General features: G+C 46.5%; 22 protein-coding genes and 1 tRNA gene. 14 read left to right on the top strand and 9 right to left on the bottom strand.

What is annotated here, in order from left to right; genetic code table 11:
- Window positions 1-14 precede the first annotated feature (14 nt).
- Complete coding sequence (glyA, locus tag OI18_RS23175) at window positions 15-1,295, bottom strand: serine hydroxymethyltransferase (protein WP_039144571.1); 1,281 nt, start codon at window positions 1,293-1,295, stop codon at window positions 15-17.
- Window positions 1,296-1,363: 68 nt separating this feature from the next.
- Here glyA and OI18_RS23170 point away from each other — a divergent pair, with 68 nt between their 5' ends.
- Genes OI18_RS23170 through OI18_RS23160 form a run of 3 tightly spaced genes read left to right on the top strand, consistent with a single transcriptional unit; the run spans window position 1,364 to window position 3,784 of the window.
- Complete coding sequence (locus tag OI18_RS23170) at window positions 1,364-2,362, top strand: sugar phosphate nucleotidyltransferase (RefSeq protein ID WP_039144569.1); 999 nt, start codon at window positions 1,364-1,366, stop codon at window positions 2,360-2,362.
- Between the two features lie 47 nt (window positions 2,363-2,409).
- On the top strand, window positions 2,410-3,360 hold the full coding sequence (locus tag OI18_RS23165) for an NAD(P)H-dependent flavin oxidoreductase (protein ID WP_039144566.1): 951 nt from the start codon (window positions 2,410-2,412) through the stop codon (window positions 3,358-3,360).
- 49 nt (window positions 3,361-3,409) lie between these two features.
- On the top strand, window positions 3,410-3,784 hold the full coding sequence (locus OI18_RS23160; RefSeq protein WP_039144563.1) for a carboxypeptidase-like regulatory domain-containing protein: 375 nt from the start codon (window positions 3,410-3,412) through the stop codon (window positions 3,782-3,784).
- Window positions 3,785-3,873: 89 nt separating this feature from the next.
- Here OI18_RS23160 and OI18_RS23155 read toward each other — a convergent pair whose 3' ends face one another.
- From OI18_RS23155 to OI18_RS23135, 5 genes are all read right to left on the bottom strand, one after another.
- Window positions 3,874-4,821 carry a hypothetical protein gene (locus tag OI18_RS23155; protein ID WP_039144561.1) on the bottom strand — a complete coding sequence of 316 codons (948 nt, stop codon included), beginning with the start codon at window positions 4,819-4,821 and terminating at the stop codon, window positions 3,874-3,876.
- A 114-nt stretch (window positions 4,822-4,935) separates the two neighbouring features.
- Entirely contained in the window at window positions 4,936-5,472 is a 537-nt protein-coding gene (locus OI18_RS23150) for a 2'-5' RNA ligase family protein (RefSeq protein WP_160290287.1), read from the bottom strand.
- A gap of 5 nt (window positions 5,473-5,477) precedes the next feature.
- A complete protein-coding gene (locus OI18_RS23145; RefSeq protein ID WP_039144556.1) occupies window positions 5,478-6,785 on the bottom strand; it encodes an ABC transporter permease in 1,308 nt (435 codons plus the stop codon).
- 12 nt (window positions 6,786-6,797) lie between these two features.
- Complete coding sequence (locus OI18_RS23140; protein WP_039144655.1) at window positions 6,798-7,730, bottom strand: ABC transporter ATP-binding protein; 933 nt, start codon at window positions 7,728-7,730, stop codon at window positions 6,798-6,800.
- A gap of 61 nt (window positions 7,731-7,791) precedes the next feature.
- The gene (locus OI18_RS23135) at window positions 7,792-9,369 is read right to left on the bottom strand and encodes an NAD(P)/FAD-dependent oxidoreductase (protein WP_039144553.1); all 1,578 of its coding nucleotides are present in this window, start codon (window positions 9,367-9,369) and stop codon (window positions 7,792-7,794) included.
- Window positions 9,370-9,510: 141 nt separating this feature from the next.
- On the opposite strand from OI18_RS23135, the gene OI18_RS23130 reads away from it, so the two are divergent.
- From OI18_RS23130 to OI18_RS23115, 4 genes are all read left to right on the top strand, one after another.
- On the top strand, window positions 9,511-10,293 hold the full coding sequence (locus OI18_RS23130) for a 5'-nucleotidase C-terminal domain-containing protein (RefSeq protein WP_082038104.1): 783 nt from the start codon (window positions 9,511-9,513) through the stop codon (window positions 10,291-10,293).
- On the top strand, window positions 10,283-11,218 hold the full coding sequence (locus OI18_RS23125; protein ID WP_039144552.1) for a bifunctional metallophosphatase/5'-nucleotidase: 936 nt from the start codon (window positions 10,283-10,285) through the stop codon (window positions 11,216-11,218). The genes OI18_RS23130 and OI18_RS23125 overlap by 11 nt, the downstream gene beginning before the upstream one ends.
- A gap of 93 nt (window positions 11,219-11,311) precedes the next feature.
- Window positions 11,312-12,745: a chromosomal replication initiator protein DnaA gene (dnaA, locus tag OI18_RS23120; RefSeq protein ID WP_039144549.1), complete on the top strand. Its 1,434-nt coding sequence runs from the start codon at window positions 11,312-11,314 to the stop codon at window positions 12,743-12,745.
- A gap of 67 nt (window positions 12,746-12,812) precedes the next feature.
- Window positions 12,813-12,903 (top strand) — tRNA-Ser (locus OI18_RS23115).
- Between the two features lie 52 nt (window positions 12,904-12,955).
- Here OI18_RS23115 and OI18_RS23110 read toward each other — a convergent pair.
- From OI18_RS23110 to cax, 3 genes are read right to left on the bottom strand one after another with little or no spacing between them, the layout of a single operon-like run.
- Complete coding sequence (locus OI18_RS23110) at window positions 12,956-13,561, bottom strand: hypothetical protein (protein WP_052273516.1); 606 nt, start codon at window positions 13,559-13,561, stop codon at window positions 12,956-12,958.
- A 3-nt stretch (window positions 13,562-13,564) separates the two neighbouring features.
- Window positions 13,565-14,239: a VIT1/CCC1 transporter family protein gene (locus OI18_RS23105; protein ID WP_052273515.1), complete on the bottom strand. Its 675-nt coding sequence runs from the start codon at window positions 14,237-14,239 to the stop codon at window positions 13,565-13,567.
- 4 nt (window positions 14,240-14,243) lie between these two features.
- Window positions 14,244-15,320: a calcium/proton exchanger gene (cax, locus tag OI18_RS23100; protein WP_072039068.1), complete on the bottom strand. Its 1,077-nt coding sequence runs from the start codon at window positions 15,318-15,320 to the stop codon at window positions 14,244-14,246.
- 93 nt (window positions 15,321-15,413) lie between these two features.
- Here cax and OI18_RS24100 point away from each other — a divergent pair, with 93 nt between their 5' ends.
- The 7 genes from OI18_RS24100 to OI18_RS23065 all read left to right on the top strand — a co-directional run bounded on the left by OI18_RS24100 (window position 15,414) and on the right by OI18_RS23065 (window position 21,604).
- Window positions 15,414-15,803, top strand: a complete 390-nt coding sequence (locus OI18_RS24100) for a hypothetical protein (RefSeq protein ID WP_052273514.1) — start codon at window positions 15,414-15,416, stop codon at window positions 15,801-15,803.
- A 60-nt stretch (window positions 15,804-15,863) separates the two neighbouring features.
- Window positions 15,864-16,325, top strand: a complete 462-nt coding sequence (locus OI18_RS23090) for a thioredoxin family protein (protein ID WP_039144546.1) — start codon at window positions 15,864-15,866, stop codon at window positions 16,323-16,325.
- On the top strand, window positions 16,288-17,241 hold the full coding sequence (locus OI18_RS23085; protein WP_039144543.1) for an FAD:protein FMN transferase: 954 nt from the start codon (window positions 16,288-16,290) through the stop codon (window positions 17,239-17,241). The genes OI18_RS23090 and OI18_RS23085 overlap by 38 nt, the downstream gene beginning before the upstream one ends.
- Window positions 17,238-17,447: a DUF4266 domain-containing protein gene (locus tag OI18_RS23080; protein ID WP_039144540.1), complete on the top strand. Its 210-nt coding sequence runs from the start codon at window positions 17,238-17,240 to the stop codon at window positions 17,445-17,447. The genes OI18_RS23085 and OI18_RS23080 overlap by 4 nt, the downstream gene beginning before the upstream one ends.
- 23 nt (window positions 17,448-17,470) lie before the next feature.
- Entirely contained in the window at window positions 17,471-18,661 is a 1,191-nt protein-coding gene (locus tag OI18_RS23075; protein ID WP_039144537.1) for a DUF3570 domain-containing protein, read from the top strand.
- 89 nt (window positions 18,662-18,750) lie between these two features.
- Window positions 18,751-19,002 carry a hypothetical protein gene (locus tag OI18_RS23070; protein ID WP_039144535.1) on the top strand — a complete coding sequence of 84 codons (252 nt, stop codon included), beginning with the start codon at window positions 18,751-18,753 and terminating at the stop codon, window positions 19,000-19,002.
- A gap of 337 nt (window positions 19,003-19,339) precedes the next feature.
- Window positions 19,340-21,604, top strand: a complete 2,265-nt coding sequence (locus tag OI18_RS23065) for a glycosyl hydrolase family 95 catalytic domain-containing protein (protein ID WP_152616950.1) — start codon at window positions 19,340-19,342, stop codon at window positions 21,602-21,604.
- Window positions 21,605-21,624 lie beyond the last annotated feature (20 nt).

Below are 21,624 nucleotides of genomic sequence, written 5' to 3'. Positions count from 1 at the left end.
TAACGGGTCATGGCTTAGCCCAGTTCAGGATAAAGCGGGAACTGGTCCATGAAATCATTTACTTCCTTCCTCGTTTTCGCAATGATGGCTTCGTCATCGGCATTCATCAACACCGTGTCAATGGCATTGACCACAAACTCCATATGTTCCGCCTGCATGCCGCGGCTTGTTATTGCCGGTACTCCCACACGGATGCCTGAGGTAACGAACGCACTCTTGTCATCGAAAGGAACCATATTCTTGTTGAGGGTGATCTCTGCTTTGCCAAGAACCTGCTCTGCCTTCTTTCCGCTGATGTCTTTATTACGCAGGTCGATCAGCATAAGGTGGTTATCTGTTCCCTGGCTGATGATGTTGTAACCGCGTTGAACGAAAGCGGCCGACATTGCCTGTGCATTAGTGATAACTTGTTTGGCGTAGCTTGTAAAGCTGTCGCTCAGCAATTCTCCGAAGGCAACAGCTTTAGCTGCGATCACGTGCTCAAGCGGGCCTCCCTGGATGCCCGGGAAAACAGCCATATCAAGCAGGTTGCTCATCAGCCTGGTATTTCCCTTTGGATCTTTAAGTCCGAAGGGATTTTCAAAATCTGACTTCATCAGGATAATTCCGCCGCGGGGTCCGCGAAGTGTTTTATGTGTAGTTGAAGTAACAAAGTGACAATGCTCAAAGGGGGAGCTAAGCAGGCCCTTGGCAATCAGACCGGCCGGGTGTGCCATATCGCACATCACAAAGGCACCGATCTCGTCAGCTACTTTCCGGATGCGGGGATAATCCCAGTCTCGGCTGTAAGCGGAAGCTCCGCAAATGATAAGTTTCGGCTTTTTTTCACGGGCCTGCTTCTCAAGCATGTCGTAATCGACACGACCGGTCTCTTTTACCACGCCATAAAAATGTGGTTCGTACAGTTTGCCGGAGAAGTTTACCGCAGAACCGTGGGTCAGGTGACCACCCATGCTGAGGTCGAGCCCGAGGATCCTATCACCCGGCTGTAAGATCGCCAGTAATACGGCGGCATTTGCCTGCGCGCCACTATGAGGTTGCACGTTGGCATATTCGCAGTCAAATGCGGTCTTGATGCGGTCAATTGCCAGCTGCTCTGTCTGGTCTACAATCTCGCAGCCACCATAGTAACGGCGACCGGGATATCCTTCCGCATATTTATTGGTCAGCACACTTCCCATTGCCTGCATTACCTGCAGTGAAGTAAAATTCTCAGACGCAATGAGTTCAATACCGTGACGTTGCCTTTCCAATTCCTTGCGGATGAGATCAAAGACCAGAGCATCTTGTTGCATGTATTAAAAATTTGGCGCAAAAATACGGCATCCGCCGGTAATTGTTTTTTCCTATTTTCACGCCTAGTATGAAAGCGATTATCCCGGTGGCAGGAGCAGGCACTAAGCTGCGACCGCATACTTATACTCAGCCAAAGGCACTCATTCCCCTGGCAGGAAAATCAATTTTAGGAATTATAGTTGACCAGCTGGTTGAAGCCGGCGTTAATGAATTTATTTTCATCATCGGTTACCTGGGCGATAAAATCCAGGACTTCGTAAAAGAAAAGTACCCTCACCTCCAGACACATTTTATTCAGCAGAACGAACGACTGGGTATCGGGCATGCTATCTCGCTGACACGCAACGTAGTACAGGACGACGAAGTGATCATTGTACTGGGCGACAGTATCTGCGAATATGATGTCCGTTCTGTTATAAAGAGTGAACAATCACTGTTGTGCGTGAAGCGGGTTGACGATCCGCGGGATTTTGGTGTGGCAGAGATCAATGAGGAAGGCCTCATTACCCGGGTGGTCGAAAAGCCACAGATCCCGAAATCTAATATGGCCCTCGTAGGCATCTATCGCATCCGCGAAACAACAACCCTGTTCGAATGCCTCGAGAACAACCTGCAGCAAAATATCACCAGTTATGGTGAATTCAATCTTACCGATGCCATTGAGTGCATGATCACCAAGGGATCCCAGATCAGGTCATACAAAGTGCAGAACTGGTTTGACTGTGGTAAGAAGGAAACCCTTCTCGAAAGCAATGCAACGCTCCTCAGGAAAATGGGCCAGACCATTTCCGACGATCATCAGTTTGAGAATACGATTATCGTACCTCCGGTAAGTATCGCGGCAGGTTGTGATATTTCAAATAGTATTATCGGACCCAATGTGGCAATCGGGGAGTGTGTGACCATCAGCGACTCCATTATCAAGGATTCCATTATCGGTGCCTTTTCTGATCTGAAGGATATTGTGCTTACCCAGTCTCTGATTGGATCCGACACCGAAGTGCGTGGTGAAAGCCGCAGCCTTAACATCGGCGATAATACCGAGATCGACCTGGGCAAAAGATAGAGACTTTCTATTTTACCCACTCACCTTAAACGCCATATAAACCCATCATGAATTTTGATAATCGTGTTACCCGGCTCCTGGGAGTAAAATATCCGATTGTACAGGCAGGAATGGTCTGGGCAAGTGGCTGGCGATTGGCAAGTGCGGTAAGTAATGCAGGTGGATTGGGACTTATAGGCAGCGGAAGCATGTATCCTGATGTCTTATTGGAACATATCCGGAAATGCAATAAGGCTACCGCTATGCCGTTTGGTGTAAATGTGCCCTTAATGTACCCGGATATCGATAAGGTCTTCCAGATAATTATTGATGAAAACGTAAAGATTGTTTTTACATCGGCAGGCAACCCGGCTGCGTGGACAGGCATTTTAAAGGAGAAAGGAATCAGGGTTGTACACGTGGTAAGCAGCAGCAGGTTTGCCATGAAGGCGGAAGCGGCAGGTTGTGATGCAGTTGTGGCTGAAGGCTTTGAAGCAGGCGGCCATAATGGGCGGGAAGAAACCACCAGTATGGTGCTGGTTCCCGCGGTTTCGTCAGCGGTAAAGATCCCGGTGATCGCAGCAGGCGGAATTGCAACAGGAAGGCAAATGTTTGCAGCCATGGCACTCGGGGCGGAAGGCGTACAGGTAGGAACGCGGTTCGTGGCCAGCGAAGAGGCATCGAGCCATGCGAATTTCAAATCAGCATTGGTGAAGTCTGCAGAAGGCGACACTATGTTGAGCTTGAAAAAGCTGGTACCAGTTCGATTGATGAAAAATAAATTCTTTGCCGAAGTCCTGGCAGCCGAACAGCGAGGCGCATCCGAAGACGAACTTCGAACCTTGCTGGGAAGAGCCAGGGCAAAAAAGGGAATGTTTGAGGGCGACCTCGACGAAGGTGAACTGGAGATCGGCCAGGTGAGTTCCCTGGTAAAAGATATTCTTCCGGCTGAGAAAATATTACGAAATTTATGGAGTGAGTTCGTAAGCGCTATGGAAACTCCATTTCTAAAACACTAACGAGGGCAACATGAAAAATCTACGCTCGACTATTACATTAATCGGATGTATGGCGTTATCACATGCAGCGCTTGCCGTAGGAGGCGAATCCAGCAAGAACGAAGGCGTGGTGCATGGATATGTTATTGATGCAGCTACGAAAAAACCTGTTGCGGGCGTCGTAGTTTCAGCCTCATCTTCAAAAGGCGGACCAAGTAAGGAAGTTGCAACAGACGCAGCCGGTTACTTTAAAATAAAACAACTGCCAGCCGGTGACCTTTCTATACAGTTTGACAAAAAAGGCTATCGCAACCTGAAGAAAGAACAGGTTTCACTGAAGGAAGGGATGATCCTGAAAATGAACGTGGATATTTTATCAGACCGGAATGGGGAAGTGGTCGATGACCTGGAACATCCGGTGCTGAGGTTGATCGAAAGCATTTAAGAAAGTAATTTTAAAAAGTAAATATTTAAAAGGGCGCCCTTCGATTGAGGGGCGCCCTTTTTTTTCAAGGATAAGTCTTAATGGTTTGATCAGTCATTTTCATCACCCTTCTCAAGATCAAACTTGTCCTTCTCGTTTACCAGGACAGTTTTTTTACCGGAGAAGTATTTTTTGTAGCGGTTAGTAACCGACTCCGGTTGCAGTTTACCGTCTACAGTCAGCTTGCCATCATTGTATTCAATGCGGTAGTTTTTCGGGTCTTTGATGATTCCCTCTTTTTCCATTGACAGGATCATCGTTTTATATCCTTCGAATTCCAGCTTGGTCGCGTCGATCTGCCTGCGGGCGGTTTCAAGGCTTTCCTTTATGTGGAACTTATTATTCTTCATCTCATCGCGTGCACGTGCGATCTCTTTTTCAATATTCACTTTGTTCCTGGCCATCTCATCTTTCGCCCGGTCCAGTTCTGCCTTCAGTTGCTGCTCATTGATCTTCGACATTTCACGGGTGGCTTTTTTCGCTTCTTCCATGGCCGCCCTTATCTCCCTGTCCCAATCTGCATTTTTAAATTCTTTCTGGATCTTTTCTTTGGCGATCTCCATTTCCTTCTGCAACTTTTCCATGTCCAGCTGGCGCATCACCTGCTCATCCCTGATTTTATCCATTGCCAGGTTCACTTCCTTCATTGCCTTCGCTATCTGTTCCTCCATTTCTTTGGTATTGATCTTTGCAAGAGCTGTTTCCATTTCCCTTTCGATCTTGTCCCAGTCCTTGCCCCCCAGCTCGCGCTGCAAATCCAGCTGCGCTTTTTCCAACTGCTTTATATGATCGTCAAGCGAGGAAGGTTCGGAAGACCTGTACTTTTTTGACCTGGTTCCCGGCACTGTATCGCCGCTACAGCCGTCCGTAGAATATATATCGTGATTTAATCCTGCTGTATGCACTATTGTATCAGTCCAACTGATACCTGTAACCGTTATTGCCGTCAGGGCAGCCATTGCCAGCCATTTTCTGGAGGGTTGATCGAATCTGAACATAGTGAAGGTTTTATTTTTACGAATGATTTCGTAATAAATGTACGATTCGTTTCGTATTGATGCACACAAAAGATTTTCTTTAGGAAAAATTAACAACTGGCCGGGCAGTGCTGATTAAAAGGGTGATTCATGAACAATTTCCCACCTGGCGGGAGAAAGCTTCAATAAACTGATTCTGTCCGCTTGCATCAGCGCGGTATAACTAAGTGTTTCAAAATGTTCCATTGCGCTGCGGAAAGCCCCTTGCGGAATATCGCGCGTAGCAATGGTGACGTGTGGATGATATGGTCGTGTATCCACAGTAATCAAACCGGGCAACTCCTGTCTCAGGTAGTGATTGAGTTTATTATAACATTCACTCAATGCGGCGTTATGTTCAACATGTACGAAGATGACTTTCCTGTTGAACGTATCGAAGCCATTGAGGGTGATCTCAAAAGGAACCTGTGTGGCGGTAAATTGGTTAAGCAGGGATTTCAATTTCCCTTCCGAATCCGCTGTCATTCTGAATGGTGGCACCAGGGTTATATGAGCCGGTGATCGCAAGGCTGCCCTGCATCCAAAGTTGTCACGCATCCAATGCTTCCAGCTTTTTACTTTCAAACCGATCTCGTCCGGTGCAACCAGGGCTATGAAATAAAGGGCAGACATAATCATCACTTCGTGAAAGCCCACTTCCACATTTCCTTCCAGGTTGGTTTCTTTCCATACATCAGAATGCCGGTGCGGTAAATGCGTGCAGCAAGCCATGCGGTTCCCAGGAATCCCAATGCAAGGAGGGCAATGGACAGAAAAATTTGCCATCCGGGTACACCATACGGCAGTCGGGCCATCATTACGATCGGAGAAGTGAGCGGGAAAAGGCTTCCGAACAAAGCTAAACCACCATCCGGATTGTTTAGTGCCTGCGTCATGATCACGAAAGAAAAAATGATCGGCATCATTATCGGAAACATAAGTTGCTGGGCATCCTGCGGATCTTCGTTTACTGCGCAACCAACGGCAGCGAAAAGGGCCGAATACAGGAGGTAACCACCGAAGAAGTATAGAATAAAGAGTCCGGCGATCATTCCGATATTGGTGTTGTTGAGGTTTTTCGTCAGTTCCTGCAGCATTCCAGGCTGCTGTGCAGCATTCGTCATAGCAGGCATACTGCCCTGTTGTTGTATCGCCTGGTCAACCATCTCAGGGAAAAACAGGGGTAACAGCATTTGCAATGCCATGATCAATACACCCCAGATGAAAAATTGTACAATTCCTACGGCACCAATTCCGAGGATCTTGCCCATCATCAGCTGGTAGGGTTTTACACTGCTTATCATTACTTCTGCAACTCGGTTAGTTTTCTCCTCCATTACACCCCGCATAACCATGGTACCATAGATCAGCAACACCATATAGATCAGGATGCCGCTGGCGAAACCCAGCACGTATGCAAAACCAGTACTTCCACTTTTGCCGCCCTCTTTCGAAACCTGCAATGCGATTTCCGCGCGTGTGCTGTCAACAGCTTTTATGCTCACCCCAGGTGCCAGCAGTGGCTGCAGCCTGATTTTTTCGTAGGCCTTGTTGATCCGGCGTTCTATCTTCTCCTTAGTCATCAACCCGACATTGGAATTACTGGCATACACAAGGGAATCTCCTTTTTGTGCTGTAAAGCCGGCAGGGACAATGATATATCCGTTGTATTTGCGTTCTTTCAGTGATTGTTGCAACACAGCAGGATCTTTTTCCTCCACGAAAGTGAATTGTACGGACTCCGAATTTTCCAGCTTGTCCTTTAATAATCCCGTGTGGTCTGCAACTGCTACTTTCAGGTCATCATTCCCTTTTACGCTGAAATAGATAATGAGTGCATAAAAACCAAAGATGAGGAGCGGCAGCAGGATGGTTGTCAATACGAATGTCTTTTTCTGTACCCTGCTCAGGAATTCCCTTTGTATAATAATATATGTCTTGTTCATAGTAGGCGGGTTTTAGGCAGTTACGGGTTGGAATTGCCTGCTTGCTGACTGGCTGCCATTTACCAGGCGGATGAAAATATCGTTCAATGAAGGAAGGATTTCATTGAAACCTTTGATGTTTACATTATTTGCGATGAGTTGTGTGAGCATCTCATTTACGGAAGTTTGTTCATTCAGTTGAATGATCCACTCATGGCCATCCCTTTCCTTGATGGTGAAGCCATGCGTTACCGGTATCTGTTCGCTGTCGGTTTGCAGCAGGTACAGGTTTTCCTTAAACTGTTGCTTGACTGTATCAACTTTACCGTCAAGTATTTTTCTTCCTTTATTAATAAGGATGATCTGGTCGCAGATCTCTTCCACCTGTTCCATCCGGTGTGTACTGAAGATGATGGTGCTGCCTGCTTTCGCCAGCTTGAAGATCTCTTCCTTGATGAGGTTGGAGTTAACAGGGTCGAGGCCGCTGAATGGTTCATCCAGTATGATCAGACCAGGCTCATGCAGCACGGTAGTAACGAACTGAAGCTTTTGCCCCATCCCTTTACTCAGGTCTTCAACCTTCTTCGACCACCAGCTTTGCATCTCGAATTTTTCGAACCACTCTTTCACTTTTGCAATTGCCTTATCTCGTGGCAATCCTTTCAGTTGGGCGAGGTATACAGCCTGGTCGCCGATCTTCATCTTTTTATAAAGTCCTCTTTCTTCAGGCATATAACCGATGCGCAGGATGTCAGTTTCAGCCTGGAATGGGCGGCCATCGAGCAGCACATTGCCTTCATCAGGATAAAAAATACCGGTGATCATTCTCAGCAGTGTCGTCTTACCGGCACCATTCGGGCCCAGAAGTCCGAATATGCTGCCCGGCTGAACGGAGAAGCTGACATCATCCACTGCTTTCTGGGTAGCATAATATTTTTTAAGGTGCTGAACTTCAAGTAAGGCCATATGAGGTCGAATTAATTGAGGAAAGGAATTTGCTGTATCAGTCGTTGATCCGGCAAGGATATTACATTTTTTTAATAAAACTTCTGCCATTCAGATAATCCACAATTACCCCGGCTATTTTTTCGCCATCCATTGCGGCGCTGACAATGCCACCAGCATATCCGGCACCTTCCCCTGCGGGATAAAGTCCTTTTACCTGCGGATGTTCCAGAGTTTCCGGGTCTCTGGGGATTCTTACCGGAGAAGAAGTCCTCGACTCTGTGGCTACCACAACTGCGTCGGCGGAATAATAGCCACGCATTTTTTGTCCGAACATTTTAAAGGCTTCTGCGAGGCTCTTGTAAACGAACTGTGGCAGCACTTCCCAAAGCGGAGCGGATGCAAGTCCGGGAAGGTATGAGCATAAAGGAAGATCCGCAGAGAGGCGGCGGTTAACGAAGTCGGTCATGCGAAGTGCGGGAGCAACGAACTTTCCGCCACCAGCCTGGAAAGCTTTCTGTTCAACCTGCTGTTGAAATCTCATCGCTGCAAGTGGTCCGTCAGTCGCCCCATAATCTTTTTCTTCCACTGACACCACCATACCCGAGTTGGCGAAAGGGTTGTTGCGTTTCGATGGGCTCCATCCATTCACAACCAGTTCTCCTTCGCTGGTTGCTGCCGGCGCGATGATTCCACCGGGACACATGCAAAAAGAGAACACGCCGGTCCCATTCACCTGCTGAACAAGACTGTAGGAGGCGGGGGGCAGGTGTTCGTTGCGGGCGGGACTGTGGTACTGGATACTGTCGATCAGTTGCTGCGGGTGTTCGATGCGAACGCCAAGCGCAAAGGGCTTTGCATGGATCAGGACATTCTGCCGGTGCAGCAGTTCAAAGATGTCGCGGGCAGAATGGCCGGTGGCCAGCACAACAGCGCTGCCGGTAAATCGGTTACCTGCGGCCGTTAGCACACCGGTAACGCGGTCGCCTTCAATCTCCAGCGCCGTCACTTTCTGTTCAAAAAGGAAGATTCCGCCACTATTCGTGATCTGCTGCCGCATTTCGGTTATGATTTGCGGAAGTTTGTTGGTGCCGATATGAGGATGTGCTTCATATAATATCCTTTCATCCGCACCAAATTGTACGAACAGGTTCAGAATCCTGTCAATACTACCTCTTTTGTTTGAACGGGTATATAATTTACCATCGCTGTAAGTACCTGCCCCCCCTTCACCGAAACAGTAATTGCTTTCACCGTTCACTATTCCTTCTTTATTAAGCATGGCCAGGTCACGCCGCCTTGCCCGTACATCTTTACCTCTTTCCAATATCACCGGCCTGATGCCATTCTCGATCAGCCTCAGTGCAGCAAATAATCCGCAGGGACCGGCACCCACAACGATCACCTGTTCATCAGCGCGTGAAACATCCGGATAACTGATCTGTTGTACGGTACGATCGTGGAACGGTTCATTAATGAATGCCCTTAAAGTGAGGTTGATGCGGACCTGGCGGCCGCGTGCATCTATGGACTTTTTTAATATATGAAAACCGCTAACAGCTGTTCGTTTTGCAGAAACGGTTGCGGCAATGTAGGCTGAAAGGTGCTCCGGGTTTTCCGCTTCGGCCGGTGTAACCTGTAATGTAATGACTTGTTGCATGGTTAGGTATTGATCCTAAAACCCCCCAAAGGTAGTGCACAGGCTATTTTACTTTTAATTTTTACTTTTTAATCCGGCCCTGCTGCTATCTTTGCGTCCCCCAAAAAATGACACTTGGAAAGTAAAAATAATTTGTACCTTATGAGCTCACGTATGAGATACTCTGGTAAAAAGGCACTGGTTAAGATTACTCTTCCTCTGTTACTATTCTTCGGGCTTTGTGGCATTTCCTGCAACAGGAACTACCATCCTGTTTCCGTGCAATATGAACAACGCAGAATCACACCCCAGTCTTCCGGAAGCAAGGATTTGAACGTATTGCTGCAGCCTTATGCAGACAGTGTGAACAAGAGCATGAATAAGGTTATAGGTGAAGTTGCAGAAACACTTGAAAAGAAATTGCCGGAAAGCAGCCTGGGTAACCTCATGGCTGATGCTATCCTTAACGAAGCCACCAGGATCTTCAACACAAAAGTGGATGTCGCTTTCATGAACTATGGCGGTATCAGGTTAAATCAATTAACTGCAGGTCCGCTTACCATTGGCAAGGTTTATGAACTGATGCCGTTTGATAATCTGCTCGTGATCCAGCGTTTGCGTGGAACAGTCCTCCAGCAATTGCTTGATCACATTGCAGGCAGGGGAGGATGGCCGTGCAGCGGCATCACTTACCAGATAAAAGAAAAAAAAGCTGTTGAAATAAAAGTCGGAGGTCTTGCACTTGATACTTCTGCTACATATATTGTAGCAAACTCTGATTTCATAGCAAACGGTGGTGATGATTGTGAGATGTTGCGAAAAATACCACAGGAAAATAAAGGCTACCTGATACGTGATGGGTTGCTTCATTATTTCAGTGGCTTTACATCGAAAGGAGAAAAGATCAGGGCACGAACAGATAAAAGAGTAAGTAATGCAGACTAGGAGGAAATTTTTACAGGATGCTGCCCTTACCACTGGTGCACTCATTGCCGGTAATGGCATAGTGAATGACGCATTGGCAGGTGAGGGAACGGAGCGCCTTATTATTCTGCATACAAATGATACGCACAGCAGGCTTGAACCATTTCCGATGGATGGTGGCAGGAACCAGGGACTCGGCGGAGTGGCAGCAAGGGCTGAACAGATCAGGAAGATAAGGGCGGAAGGCGCAGAAGTACTTTTACTTGATGCGGGTGATATATTCCAGGGTACTCCATATTTTAATTTCTATAAAGGGGAGCCTGAGATGAGAGCGATGGCTGCGATGGGATATGATGCGTGCACGATGGGCAACCATGATTTTGATGCAGGGCTTGAGAATTTTGTTGCGCAGCTTGGGAAGGCAACATTCCCCGTCCTGAATTGTAATTACGATTTCACCGGAACACCAATGGAAAATAAATCAATGCCTTATAAAATATTCAGGAAAGGAAAGTTGAAAATAGGGGTAACTGGCGTAGGTATTGAAATGAGGGGATTGGTACCAGACAATCTATATGGTAACACAAAATATCTTGACCCGGTGCAACATGCCAGCGCCACAGCGCACTACCTGAAAAAGGAAAAAGATTGCGATATGGTCATCTGCCTGTCGCACCTCGGTTATAAGTACCGTGAGAATAAGGTAAGTGATGAGATCCTGGCAAAGGAATCATCACATATTGACCTGATAATTGGCGGACACACACATACGTTTTTTGATGCACCTGTTGTGTATAAAAATAAAACAGGCGGTGATGTAACAGTGAACCAGGTGGGTTGGGCAGGAATCGTTCTAGGCCGCTTGGACTATGCGTTTCAGCGGAATAAAAGAAAAAAGTTGGAAGCCTCACACACTGTTATTATTGGCAAAAAAAGTAGTGAGTAAAAAATTTTTTTTTCAACAAAAAAATTTGATATTCGTCCCCCCACGATAAATTTTTACTCTATCTAACTCAATTATAAAACTGCACGATCACAAATGACCAAAACCTTAGATACTGTCTGGAATAGTTGTCTGGAAATCATCAAGGATATCGTGGAGTGGCAGCATTTCAAAACATGGTTCGAACCCATCCGTCCCGTTGAATTAAAAATCAACATTCTTGTCATCCAGGTGCCCAGCCAGTTCTTTTATGAGTACCTCGAAGAGCATTACGTTAACCTTCTCGCAAAAACATTGCGCAGGGTTTTGGGAAAGGATGCACAACTCGAATATCGCATCATGGTCGACAGCGGCAATCACAAGAACAAGCCATTGACCATGGATGTTCCTGCTCATGGGTATAAAACCTACTCTAACAATGAGATGGATTTTCCACTGGTTATTAATAACCCGGTGAAGAATCCGTTTGTGATCCCCGGTCTGAAGAAAATGCAGATCGATCCGCAGCTGAATCCCATTTATACTTTTGATTCATATATAGAAGGTGATTGTAACCGCGTAGCACGTCGTGCAGGTAAAACTGTTGCCGACAAGCCCGGTGCCAATTCTTTCAACCCATTGGTTATATATGGTGGTGTAGGGCTGGGTAAAACGCACCTTGCCCAGGCGATCGGGAATGAAGTGAAGCGAACCAACCCGAATAAGGTGGTATTGTATGTAAGCTCGGAGAAATTCATCAACCAGTTTGTTGACCACAGCCGCAACAATGCCATTAACGACTTTATTCATTTTTATCAACTGATAGATGTGCTGATCATCGATGATGTTCAGTTTTTTAACCGCGCTGAAAAATCGCAGGATGCTTTCTTCGCGATCTTCAACCACCTGCACCAGTCGGGCAAGCAGCTGATCCTTACGTCTGATAAATCACCCAAAGACCTTGAAGGTGTACAGGAACGATTGCTGAGCCGTTTCAGGTGGGGGTTGAGCGCTGACCTGCAGTTGCCGGATTATGAAACGCGGATCGACATCCTTGAAAGGAAAATGAAGAATGACGGCCTTGAAATGCCTCGTGAAGTTGTTAAGTACCTGGCTTATAATATCAATAGTAACGTACGTGAACTGGAGGGTGCTTTGATTTCCCTTTTGGCACAATCTTCGCTGAACCGTAGGGAAATTGACCTAGACTTGGCCAAGAAAGTACTCCGTAACTTTGTGAAGACCTCTTCCAAGGAAATCACCATTGAGGCAATTCAGAAGATGGTGTGCGATTATTTCGATGTTCCTTACGAGAAGCTTTTACAGAAAACCCGTAAACGCGAAATCGTACAGGCACGCCAGATAACGATGTACCTTGCTAAGTCATTCACAAAGAATTCACTCAAAACCATCGGCGAGCATTTCGGTGGAAGGGATCATACGACCGTGATCCACTCCTGTCAGACTGTCAAAGATCTCATGGATACGGATAATGTATTCAGGGAGAACGTGATGGAACTGCAGCAGAAGGTTCAGCTTGCAGCCCTTTAAATGATTTTGTTTATTTAGGGTAAATACATATTTTTGCGTCCCCTTGAACCAGTTACAGGGGACTTTCGGTGAGGTGCCTGAGTGGCCGAAAGGGCCGGTTTGCTAAACCGTTGTACGGGCTTAAACCTGTACCGAGGGTTCGAATCCCTCCCTCACCGCGAATGAACGCAGATCCAGAAAGGGCTGCGTTTTTTTATTATTGGTCTTTTCTTAAAACCTCACCGATAACGTTGCTAAAACGAAAGCATCACCAGATCCGATATTGTAAAAGTAAGTTGACAACTCCCAGTTTTTAAGTCCACCTCCTATCAGCAGTCCGCGCTGCACTTCGAAACCACTTTGATATACCCTTGTTCGCTGACCGCTTATTCCAACCCAAAGCCAGTCAAAAGGCGAATAGATCAGATCTGACCAGTTGTAGAAGTAGTTTTCGCTTTCAAAATCGAACATGTATTCAGATTCTGAGTAAAGTTCAAAGCGTTTATAAGTAAAAGTCATTTCCAGGCCGGGAGCTATCCCGTTTGTACGCCCTACTACAGCACCAATCATTGGTGTAATGGTATATTCAAGCTTTCTCCCGCCATTGAAGTTGTATCCTGCCCAGGCGGAAAAAGTTTCCCTGTCTTCATAATTGTAACGTGCTTCCAGGTGGAGCTTATTTTTATCTGCACGGAATACCGGAAGGATAAAGAAATCTTCAGGAATAAAATAGAAACCTGCGTCAGCGTTGAATTCCCATGCTGATGAATCCGCGTGCTGGGCGAGGACCGGCAAAAAAACTGCGACAAGTGCAAATGTTAAGATGATCTTTTTCATCAGCTATCCTCCTAAGCTCATCGTCAGAGCCACTAGTAATACTCCGATTGTCATAAAGAGCAACGCCGTAAGTAAACGCGAAAACCCTGCATATCCCGCCAGGATAAAGCCACCAATGAACAGCATGACTAAGGCTACTCCGTTTGAGATACGCATGGCCGAAGCAATATCATGGTGCAGGGCAAATGGTAAGGCTACTGGAAGCGTACAAAGGAAAACAAGTAAAAATATTTCAACCCCCGTCCCCAGGTCTTTCAGGGTAAGCAAATTGCGTACTGAAGGAACAGGCAATTGTTTCAGGCGATCATTTAGTTGATCGAGCTCATCTTCAGTCATCAATGAGGATACCAGCGGATTAATTTCTTCCTTCAGTATCTCCCTGGAATCTGCCTGGGACCCGGAACGCATGATTTTTTTAATGATAACCAGGGAATGTCCGCGTTCAAGCACGATGTTCATAAGATACATAATGGCATCAACAAGCCCCCATGCAACATTGCACCCCAGCGCCGCCCACAATAATTCCCGTACCTCGCTTCTTCCATCAGAAGCAGCACTAATAGCGCCGGTGAATGTCAATACCATGATCAATCCGAAAAGCACTTCCGAAGTGCGATCGATGGGATTCAACACCGCGTTCTCTTTCACCCGGTTCTTCCAAAATATCTGGTCAGTCATATAGTTATGCAGGTACAAAATAAAACATCAGGGCAATGATCAGGTAAACGAGCACCAGCTGAACACCTTTGTACCAGTTCGAACGGCCATCACCGGAAATCATCGCGGCCAGGATAACCGCGAGAAATAATGTTCCGATCAGCGCACGCGAAAAAGAGAGATTCATCTGGTGAGGGCCGACAAACAGGCTGAGTAATACCAAAGTCGGAGCAATAAAAAGTGCGATCTGAATCGAACTGCCTAAGGCAATGCCGATGCTCAGGTCCATCTTATTCTTATATCCCATTAAAACAGCCGAAATGCTTTCTGCAGCTCCGCCCACAATGGCAAGAAAAATGACACCAATAAACAAACTGGACATGCCCAGCACTTCCCCCGTTTCTTCTGCTGCCCCAACAAGTATTTCGCTCATAAATGCTGCCAGGACCGAAGCGATTACGAGAGACATCACTGCGCGTTGTAAGGACCAGTGGTCTTCATGTTCTTCCTCTGCGATCTCATGGCTTTTGAAAAAGTCTTTATGGGTGTTAAGCATAAAAACCAGGTAGAGCGTATAAGCGATCAATAGCACAACCGAAAGCCAGATATTCAATGCGTTCTCCTCCGATGTCGCAGTTTCTGATCCAAGGAATCGGTGAAATGCGCTGGGAACCGTAAGACTAAGTACAGCGATCATCATCATGGAACTGTAGACCCTGATACTGGCTGGGTTGTAGTCCTGGTTGTGAAACCTGATGCCACCGACCAGGAATGACAAACCCATTGCCAGCAGAAGGTTACCAAGAATAGCCCCGGCAAGCGAAGCGAGAACCATATCATAAAGTCCTGCCCGTAAGGCAACAATTGCAATGATCAATTCAGGGAAATTGCCAAATGTTGCATTTAGCAAGCCACCTATTGCATCCCCGGTGTATGTGGCCAGGTTTTCAGTTGAGGTGCTGATCATCCTGGCTATAGGAATGATGGAAAGTGCGGCCGAGAAAAAGATTAATGGAGCCGAGGCGTGACCAAATTTCAGTGAGAGAGCAATCGGGATAAAGACCAGTAGCCAGTGGATTCCTGGTTTGAGCAACTTTTTCAAGACTTTGTCGGTTTATGGCTTTAGTACATGTTATTGTTAAAGTTCTGCCGTTTGTCGCCCTCCGTTTAATTTTACTGTTAAATTCAACCCGTGTTGAAAAAGCTGGCAGCAATATTCTTTTTAACCACATATCTCTTCTCCTCAACAGAAGCGGGAGAACTATTGAAACTGCCTCTCGTCTTCCTGCATTTTACTGAACACAAACAGGAGAACTGCAGAATCAGTCTCCTGCAGTTCCTTGACATGCATTACATGCATGGCAGTCCGAAGGATAAAGACTTTGACCGCGACATGCAACTGCCTTTTAAATCGTTGGCGCATTACGCAGCATCCATTACTTCAACTTTTATCCCGCTGCTAACGGAAATGTCGGTGCAACCGGATGATGGTGTTTTGCTGGATCAACCTGTTCCGTTGCAAACTCTTCCTTCCTTTGCAAGTGGCTTTCATGCGCTCGTCTGGCAACCTCCCCGTATTTGCTGATTGTGTCTCAACCCGGTTTAAGCCCCGGTGGCTCCTTATTTACTGACCAATCAATTAACGATGAAACATTTCCTGTTTGCATTATTGTGCACTACCGGCATGTCTGTGACCGGATGGCAAACCAATTTCGAAACAGCAAAAAAACTGGCGAAGGAGCAGGATAAGTTGATACTGCTCAATTTTTCAGGATCGGACTGGTGCGGTCCATGTATCCGCATGCACCGCGAATTCTTCAGCAACGACCAGTTTACCCGGATGGCCGACAGTGCGCTGATCATGCTGAATGCTGATTTCCCGCGCGACAAAAAGCACCAGTTGTCGAAGGAACAGAAAGCACATAATGAGGCTCTTGCTGACCAGTATAATCCTTCAGGCAAATTTCCCTTTACACTTTTACTTGACGCAGAGGGAAAGGTCATTCGCAGCTGGGATGGATTTCCGTCGATGTCTCCAGCAGGATTTTCCATGGAAATAAAACATTTGTATGAATCCCGTAACAAGCAAAAAAACGACCCTCTGTGAGTACAGGCAGTCTGCCCGTTTGATGGGAAACCGGTTCGAGTTTACAATCGTCGCAGACGACATAGAATGGGCGAATGAAATGACCAGGCTCGCTATTTCCGAAGTACAGCGAATCGAAGTGCTGCTGACAACCTACAATGAAAACAGCCAGACCTGCCTGATCAACCAACAGGCGGGCATCAGTGCAGTTAAGGTGGATCGGGAAGTGTTTGAGCTTATACGTCGCTCACTGCGGATCTCTGCTATAACTGATGGCGCATTTGATATCACCTATGGTTCAATTGACAGGCAGCTCTGGAATTTCGATACAACCATGAAAGCATTGCCGGATCCTGAAACTGCAAAGCGATCGGTACGACTGATCAATTACCGGAACGTTATCCTGGACGAAGCTGATTGCTCCGTTTATCTCCGGGAGAAGGGGATGCGGATAGGTTTCGGTGGCATCGGGAAAGGTTATGCGGCTGAACAGGTTCGCCGGCTCCTGCAACAACATGGTGTTCAAAGCGGCATTGTAAATGCGTCTGGTGACCTGGCTACCTGGGGAACCCAGGCCGACGGTCGACCGTGGACCATTGGGATTTCAAATCCTGACCAGGCGGAACTGCCGTTCTCATATATGAATATTTCCGGGCTCGCAGTGGCAACTTCAGGCAATTATGAGAAGTTCATAACTGTTAAAGGAAAACGCTATTCGCATACTATTAATCCCCGCACCGGACTGCCGGTCACCGGCATTAAAAGCGTGACAATTATTTGCCCTAATGCCGAACTGGCCGATGCAATGGCAACTCCAGTTACGATAATGGGCGTGAAAGCCGGACTGATGCTGGTTAATCAGCTTGAACAGATGGCCTGCATCATCATCGACGACAACAACAGGATTTACACCTCAAAAAACATTCAACTGACATGAAAACACTAACATTTCTAATAACTGCTGCAGTTTGCTTTTCTGCCTGCAGCACAGTGAAGGAATACCAGAAAAATAAACTGAACGATGCAGAAATGGTGCTCGGTAACCGTAAAGTGGAAAAATCGGAACTCAGTTTCCAGTCCTACCGCGAAGGCGCTTCCGGTGCTAATGCTGGCAAGAGTGGCGGAGGCTGCGGCTGCAACTGATCACCTGACCAAATCAACATCAAATGAAAAAAATCTTCCTGACAGCAGCAGGGATTATGGCCCTGGTGCATGGCTTCAGCCAGGTTTCCAAAGACAGTGCCGGTTATAATCCAAGAAAACTTAAGATCGAAGAAGTTAACCTTGTTTCAAGTTACTACAAGCAGGATGGCGAAAATGCCCCGGTTACCGGTGGTATAGGTTCACAGAAACTCACCGACATTGCCAATGTGCTGGAACTGAAGCTAACCCGGTACGACAAGCGCTTTCGTAAACATAACTACAGCGTTGAAATAGGCATCGATCATTATACGTCGGCCTCATCAGACAAGATAGACATGAAAGCCAATTCATCTGCTTCTTACCAGGATACGCGGGTATACCCGACATTAAGCTGGACCAGGGAAGATGAAAAGAAAGGCCGCACAATCGGGGCATCTGTATCTTCCTCGGCTGAATATGATTATTTGTCTTTTGGCGGTAATCTCAGCTTCGCCCAAAAAACGCGGGACAGGAGCGGAGAATTTTCGGCAAAGATCCAGGCATATATCGACCAGGTAAAAATGATAGCGCCTGAAGAATTGCGTGGTACCGCAGATGGAACGGTTAAAAGTGAAGGCTCTGAAGCGCGTAATACGTTTGTTGCTTCCCTTTCTTATTCGCAGATCGTCAACGAACGGTTACAGCTGACCGTGCTGGCCGACGGCATCCAACAGCAGGGATTCCTTAGCCTGCCTTTCTACCGGGTTTATTTCAACGATGGTTCCGTTCACCAGGAAAAATTGCCCGATAGCCGCTTCAAGTTGCCACTCGGATTCAGGGCCAATTATTTCCTCGGCGATCGATTCATCTTCCGTACCTATTACCGTTTCTATACAGACGACTGGGGATTGCATTCGCATACGGCAAGTCTCGAAATCCCGGTAAAGATTACGCCGTTTCTTTCTGTCAGCCCGTTTTACCGGTACTATACCCAGACCGCAGTGAAATATTTTTCGGGGTATGCGAAGCATACGGTCGCGGATGAGTATTACACGAGCAATTACGACCTGTCCGCGTTCAGCAGCAATTTCCTGGGCGCTGGTGTCAGGATAGCCCCGCCACGTGGCGTATTGGGAATCGAATACTTCAAATCACTGGAGTTGCGTTATGGGCATTATGTTAAGAGTATTCCCATGAATGCTGATATTGTCAGTCTTCATTTACAATTCAAATAAGAAATGCTGACGCAGACCCATAAGGTCTGCGTTTTTTTATGCTTTGGCAATTCATGGAAATCTGTTTAAATTGATTTAAACGCTTCGTTATGCTGCCAGACAATATGAAGAAGGTCAAGGACCATGTGAAAAAAACGCTTACCAGCAATGATAAAGCCATCAAATATCCCCATGCAGTTGAAGCGCAAACTTTTTTTGATACACCTGGACTGGAACAGGATGCTGTGAAAAAAGTGATCAGTTATCTCGTTGAAACCGGGGAAATAGAAGTAACTGAACGGCAGGAGCATATTCAACTCCTTCCGCCCTTTGGTAACGATGAAACCTCGGGTGCAGAATAATTAACCCGCATTTCGGGCGAAAAAAACTGCATTTCAGCCTTCTAAAAGCCGTGAAAGAGCCGTCTAAGACAGGAAACGGTGCAGACAAGAACTATAAAAGCACAGGGCGAGCACAGTAAAAGCAGAGTAAAAGCACGGCGGTACCACGGGAAAGCAGAGAGAAATGTGCACGAACGGTAAGTCATTTAAGCGTAAAGCCAGCACGAGTGACACAGTAAAACTCAAATACAGACGGTCACCTGCGACATTTTGCAAAGATTTTACCAGTATTTGGGAAAAAGGCACAAATGGGAAACTTTCCTGGTGTCTAATTTCGGTGGGTATTAATAAAAACATTGTGCAACCTAACGATACAGCCAGGGCTTATATCCTTACTACCATTTGTTTCTTTGTATTGGTCAGCTTTCAAATACAGGCACAGCTAAAGCCGGATCAACACGTAGTAAGCAGGTACCGGAATTTGTTTACTGTTCCGCCATCGCGTACTCCTTCATCAGTGTCAGTGGATGCACCACTGCTTGGCAATGGTTATTCTGCAGCTGCAATTGCTGGTCCGCCCGAATTACAGAACTACTATCTTGCCAGAAACGATTTCTGGAGACTGAAATCGGGGTTTAATGAATCATTTCCCGCCGTTGCGGGTAAACTCAGCATTTCAATTCCTGCGTTAAAGCGTGCATCTTACAAAATAGAGCAGGATTTATATTCTGCAGTTACTTCCTCTTACTTCACCAAAGGAGATACCGCTGTCAGGATCCAATCAATCCTGGCTGCAACAAAGGACTGGCTGTTGATTGAAATCACAAATACTGGCAACGCAAAGGTGAATGGAAGCATACTATTGAATCTCCCAGACAAAGATCAGTTTCACCTCGATCCGCCACTTGTAAATAAATTCCCGGATTCAGCGGCTAAAGGCAATTATGCCGGTGTGCAATGGATCCAGAGAGGATTTGTGAGAGAGGTGGAGATACCAACTATGGTAACTGTGGCCTGCAGGATCATGGGGTATGATAGTAATAGTTTTATAATACGGCCCGGTCAGACCCTGGTCGCAGTGTGCGTACTGGCAAGCAATTTTAGAACATCTGATTCTTTCCAGGCTGTGAAAGATGCCGGGAAAATCTCTGCCTCCATGATAACTACGACGAGAAAGCAACATGATGAATGGTGGCGCGCCTATTGGAATGAAAGCTATGTGAGCATTGGAGATTCGCTGATTGAGCACCAATACTATCGTTCCCAGTATACCATCGCAGCCTGCAGCCGCGACCCAAAATTTCCACCGGGAATCTTTGGTAGCTGGGTCACAAAGGAATTGCCGGCATGGAACGGTGACTATCACCTAAATTACAATTATAGTGCACCGTTTTATGCTTTATATTCTTCCAATCATTTGCAGCAGTCATTGCCTTATGAAGCGCCGCTACTGGACTTTATGAAGAGGGGAAAATATTATTCGGCAAAAATCACTGGAATTCCGGATGGATTGTTGTACCCTGTTGGCATAGGTCCATTAGGCATCGAGACAACCAGGAAGAATAAGATAATGAGTGAGCACACTGGTTACATAACAAGCGGCGAAGCTGAAGATGAAGGTTTGTTTTTTGGACAGAAAAGTAATGCAGCGTATTGTGCGACCAACCTATGCTTTAAATTCTACCGGACATACGATGTTGCTTTTACCCGTCGGGTATATCCCTACATGAAATCGACAGCGCAGTTCTGGGAACGCTATCTTAAGAATGAAAATGGCCGGTATGTTATAGAGAATGATGCAATACATGAAGGTACCATCGGGACAAAAAACGCCATCCTTTCACTTGGTCTTGTACCAATGGTTCTAAAAACCGCGAGCGACATGAGCGAACTGCTCGGAATTGATGAAGAATTGCGAAGGTCGTGGCAGGGAAAAGCAGACAGCCTGTCAGCATTCACTACGCAAGTCAAAAATGGAAAAACAGTTTTTCGGTACAGCGAAATTGGAACTGACTGGTGGGGTGACAATACACTTGGTATACAGCATATTTACCCGGCAGGAGTTATAGGATTAAACAGCGATCCAAAGCTGCTAGATGTTGCACGCAACACCATTGACATTATGAACCGCTGGCAGGACTTCAACGGATCTAATAGTTTTTTCCCTGCAGCAGTGCGTGTGGGCTATAGTGCAGATACCATATTGCATCAACTCCGCTCATATAGTCTTCACACCTATCCGAATGGCTTTCAACTTGACAATCCGCACGGAATTGAGAATTGCAGTACTGTTCCAAATACCATTAATGAAATGCTGTGCATGAATAACCAGGGTGTATTACGCGTGTTTGCCGTGTGGCCGGAAAACAGGGACGCATCTTTCTCAGACATTAGAAGCGAAGGCGCTTTTCTTGTTTCCTCTTCCCTGCGCCATAACGCCATTGAGTATGTGAAGATCCGGAGTGAACAAGGGCGGAAATGTATAATTGAAAACCCCTGGCCTGGAAAAACAGTCGTTGTTAAGCGTAGCAAAGGGTCTGTAACCAGGCATGCTGGTGGAAGATTAGAATTGTCCACCGGCAAGGGTGAGGTACTGATAATGAAGCCGGCAGGCAAGCCATAGTCTCCGGACCTGTGGTTAAG

Source organism: Flavihumibacter solisilvae, assembly GCF_000814475.1.
Taxonomy (GTDB): domain Bacteria; phylum Bacteroidota; class Bacteroidia; order Chitinophagales; family Chitinophagaceae; genus Flavihumibacter; species Flavihumibacter solisilvae.
The sequence above is the reverse complement of the archived record's forward strand: the minus strand, read 5'-3'. Positions and strand labels throughout refer to the sequence as shown.

Bases quoted from the DNA above. Each gene is read 5' to 3' on its own strand.
- dnaA (WP_039144549.1), top strand. From the start codon at position 11,312: ATGACCAAAACCTTAGATACTGTCTGGAATAGTTGTCTGGAAATCATC.
- OI18_RS23125 (WP_039144552.1), top strand. From the start codon at position 10,283: ATGCAGACTAGGAGGAAATTTTTACAGGATGCTGCCCTTACCACTGGT.
- OI18_RS23130 (WP_082038104.1), top strand. From the start codon at position 9,511: ATGAGCTCACGTATGAGATACTCTGGTAAAAAGGCACTGGTTAAGATT.
- OI18_RS23110 (WP_052273516.1), bottom strand. From the start codon at position 13,561: ATGAAAAAGATCATCTTAACATTTGCACTTGTCGCAGTTTTTTTGCCG.
- OI18_RS23165 (WP_039144566.1), top strand. From the start codon at position 2,410: ATGAATTTTGATAATCGTGTTACCCGGCTCCTGGGAGTAAAATATCCG.
- OI18_RS23155 (WP_039144561.1), bottom strand. From the start codon at position 4,821: ATGTTCAGATTCGATCAACCCTCCAGAAAATGGCTGGCAATGGCTGCC.
- OI18_RS23135 (WP_039144553.1), bottom strand. From the start codon at position 9,369: ATGCAACAAGTCATTACATTACAGGTTACACCGGCCGAAGCGGAAAAC.
- OI18_RS23085 (WP_039144543.1), top strand. From the start codon at position 16,288: ATGAATCCCGTAACAAGCAAAAAAACGACCCTCTGTGAGTACAGGCAG.
- OI18_RS23150 (WP_160290287.1), bottom strand. From the start codon at position 5,472: ATGTCTGCCCTTTATTTCATAGCCCTGGTTGCACCGGACGAGATCGGT.
- OI18_RS23075 (WP_039144537.1), top strand. From the start codon at position 17,471: ATGAAAAAAATCTTCCTGACAGCAGCAGGGATTATGGCCCTGGTGCAT.
- OI18_RS23070 (WP_039144535.1), top strand. From the start codon at position 18,751: ATGCTGCCAGACAATATGAAGAAGGTCAAGGACCATGTGAAAAAAACG.
- OI18_RS23170 (WP_039144569.1), top strand. From the start codon at position 1,364: ATGAAAGCGATTATCCCGGTGGCAGGAGCAGGCACTAAGCTGCGACCG.
- OI18_RS23090 (WP_039144546.1), top strand. From the start codon at position 15,864: ATGAAACATTTCCTGTTTGCATTATTGTGCACTACCGGCATGTCTGTG.
- OI18_RS23105 (WP_052273515.1), bottom strand. From the start codon at position 14,239: ATGACTGACCAGATATTTTGGAAGAACCGGGTGAAAGAGAACGCGGTG.
- OI18_RS23145 (WP_039144556.1), bottom strand. From the start codon at position 6,785: ATGAACAAGACATATATTATTATACAAAGGGAATTCCTGAGCAGGGTA.
- OI18_RS23160 (WP_039144563.1), top strand. From the start codon at position 3,410: ATGGCGTTATCACATGCAGCGCTTGCCGTAGGAGGCGAATCCAGCAAG.
- OI18_RS23140 (WP_039144655.1), bottom strand. From the start codon at position 7,730: ATGGCCTTACTTGAAGTTCAGCACCTTAAAAAATATTATGCTACCCAG.
- glyA (WP_039144571.1), bottom strand. From the start codon at position 1,295: ATGCAACAAGATGCTCTGGTCTTTGATCTCATCCGCAAGGAATTGGAA.
- OI18_RS23080 (WP_039144540.1), top strand. From the start codon at position 17,238: ATGAAAACACTAACATTTCTAATAACTGCTGCAGTTTGCTTTTCTGCC.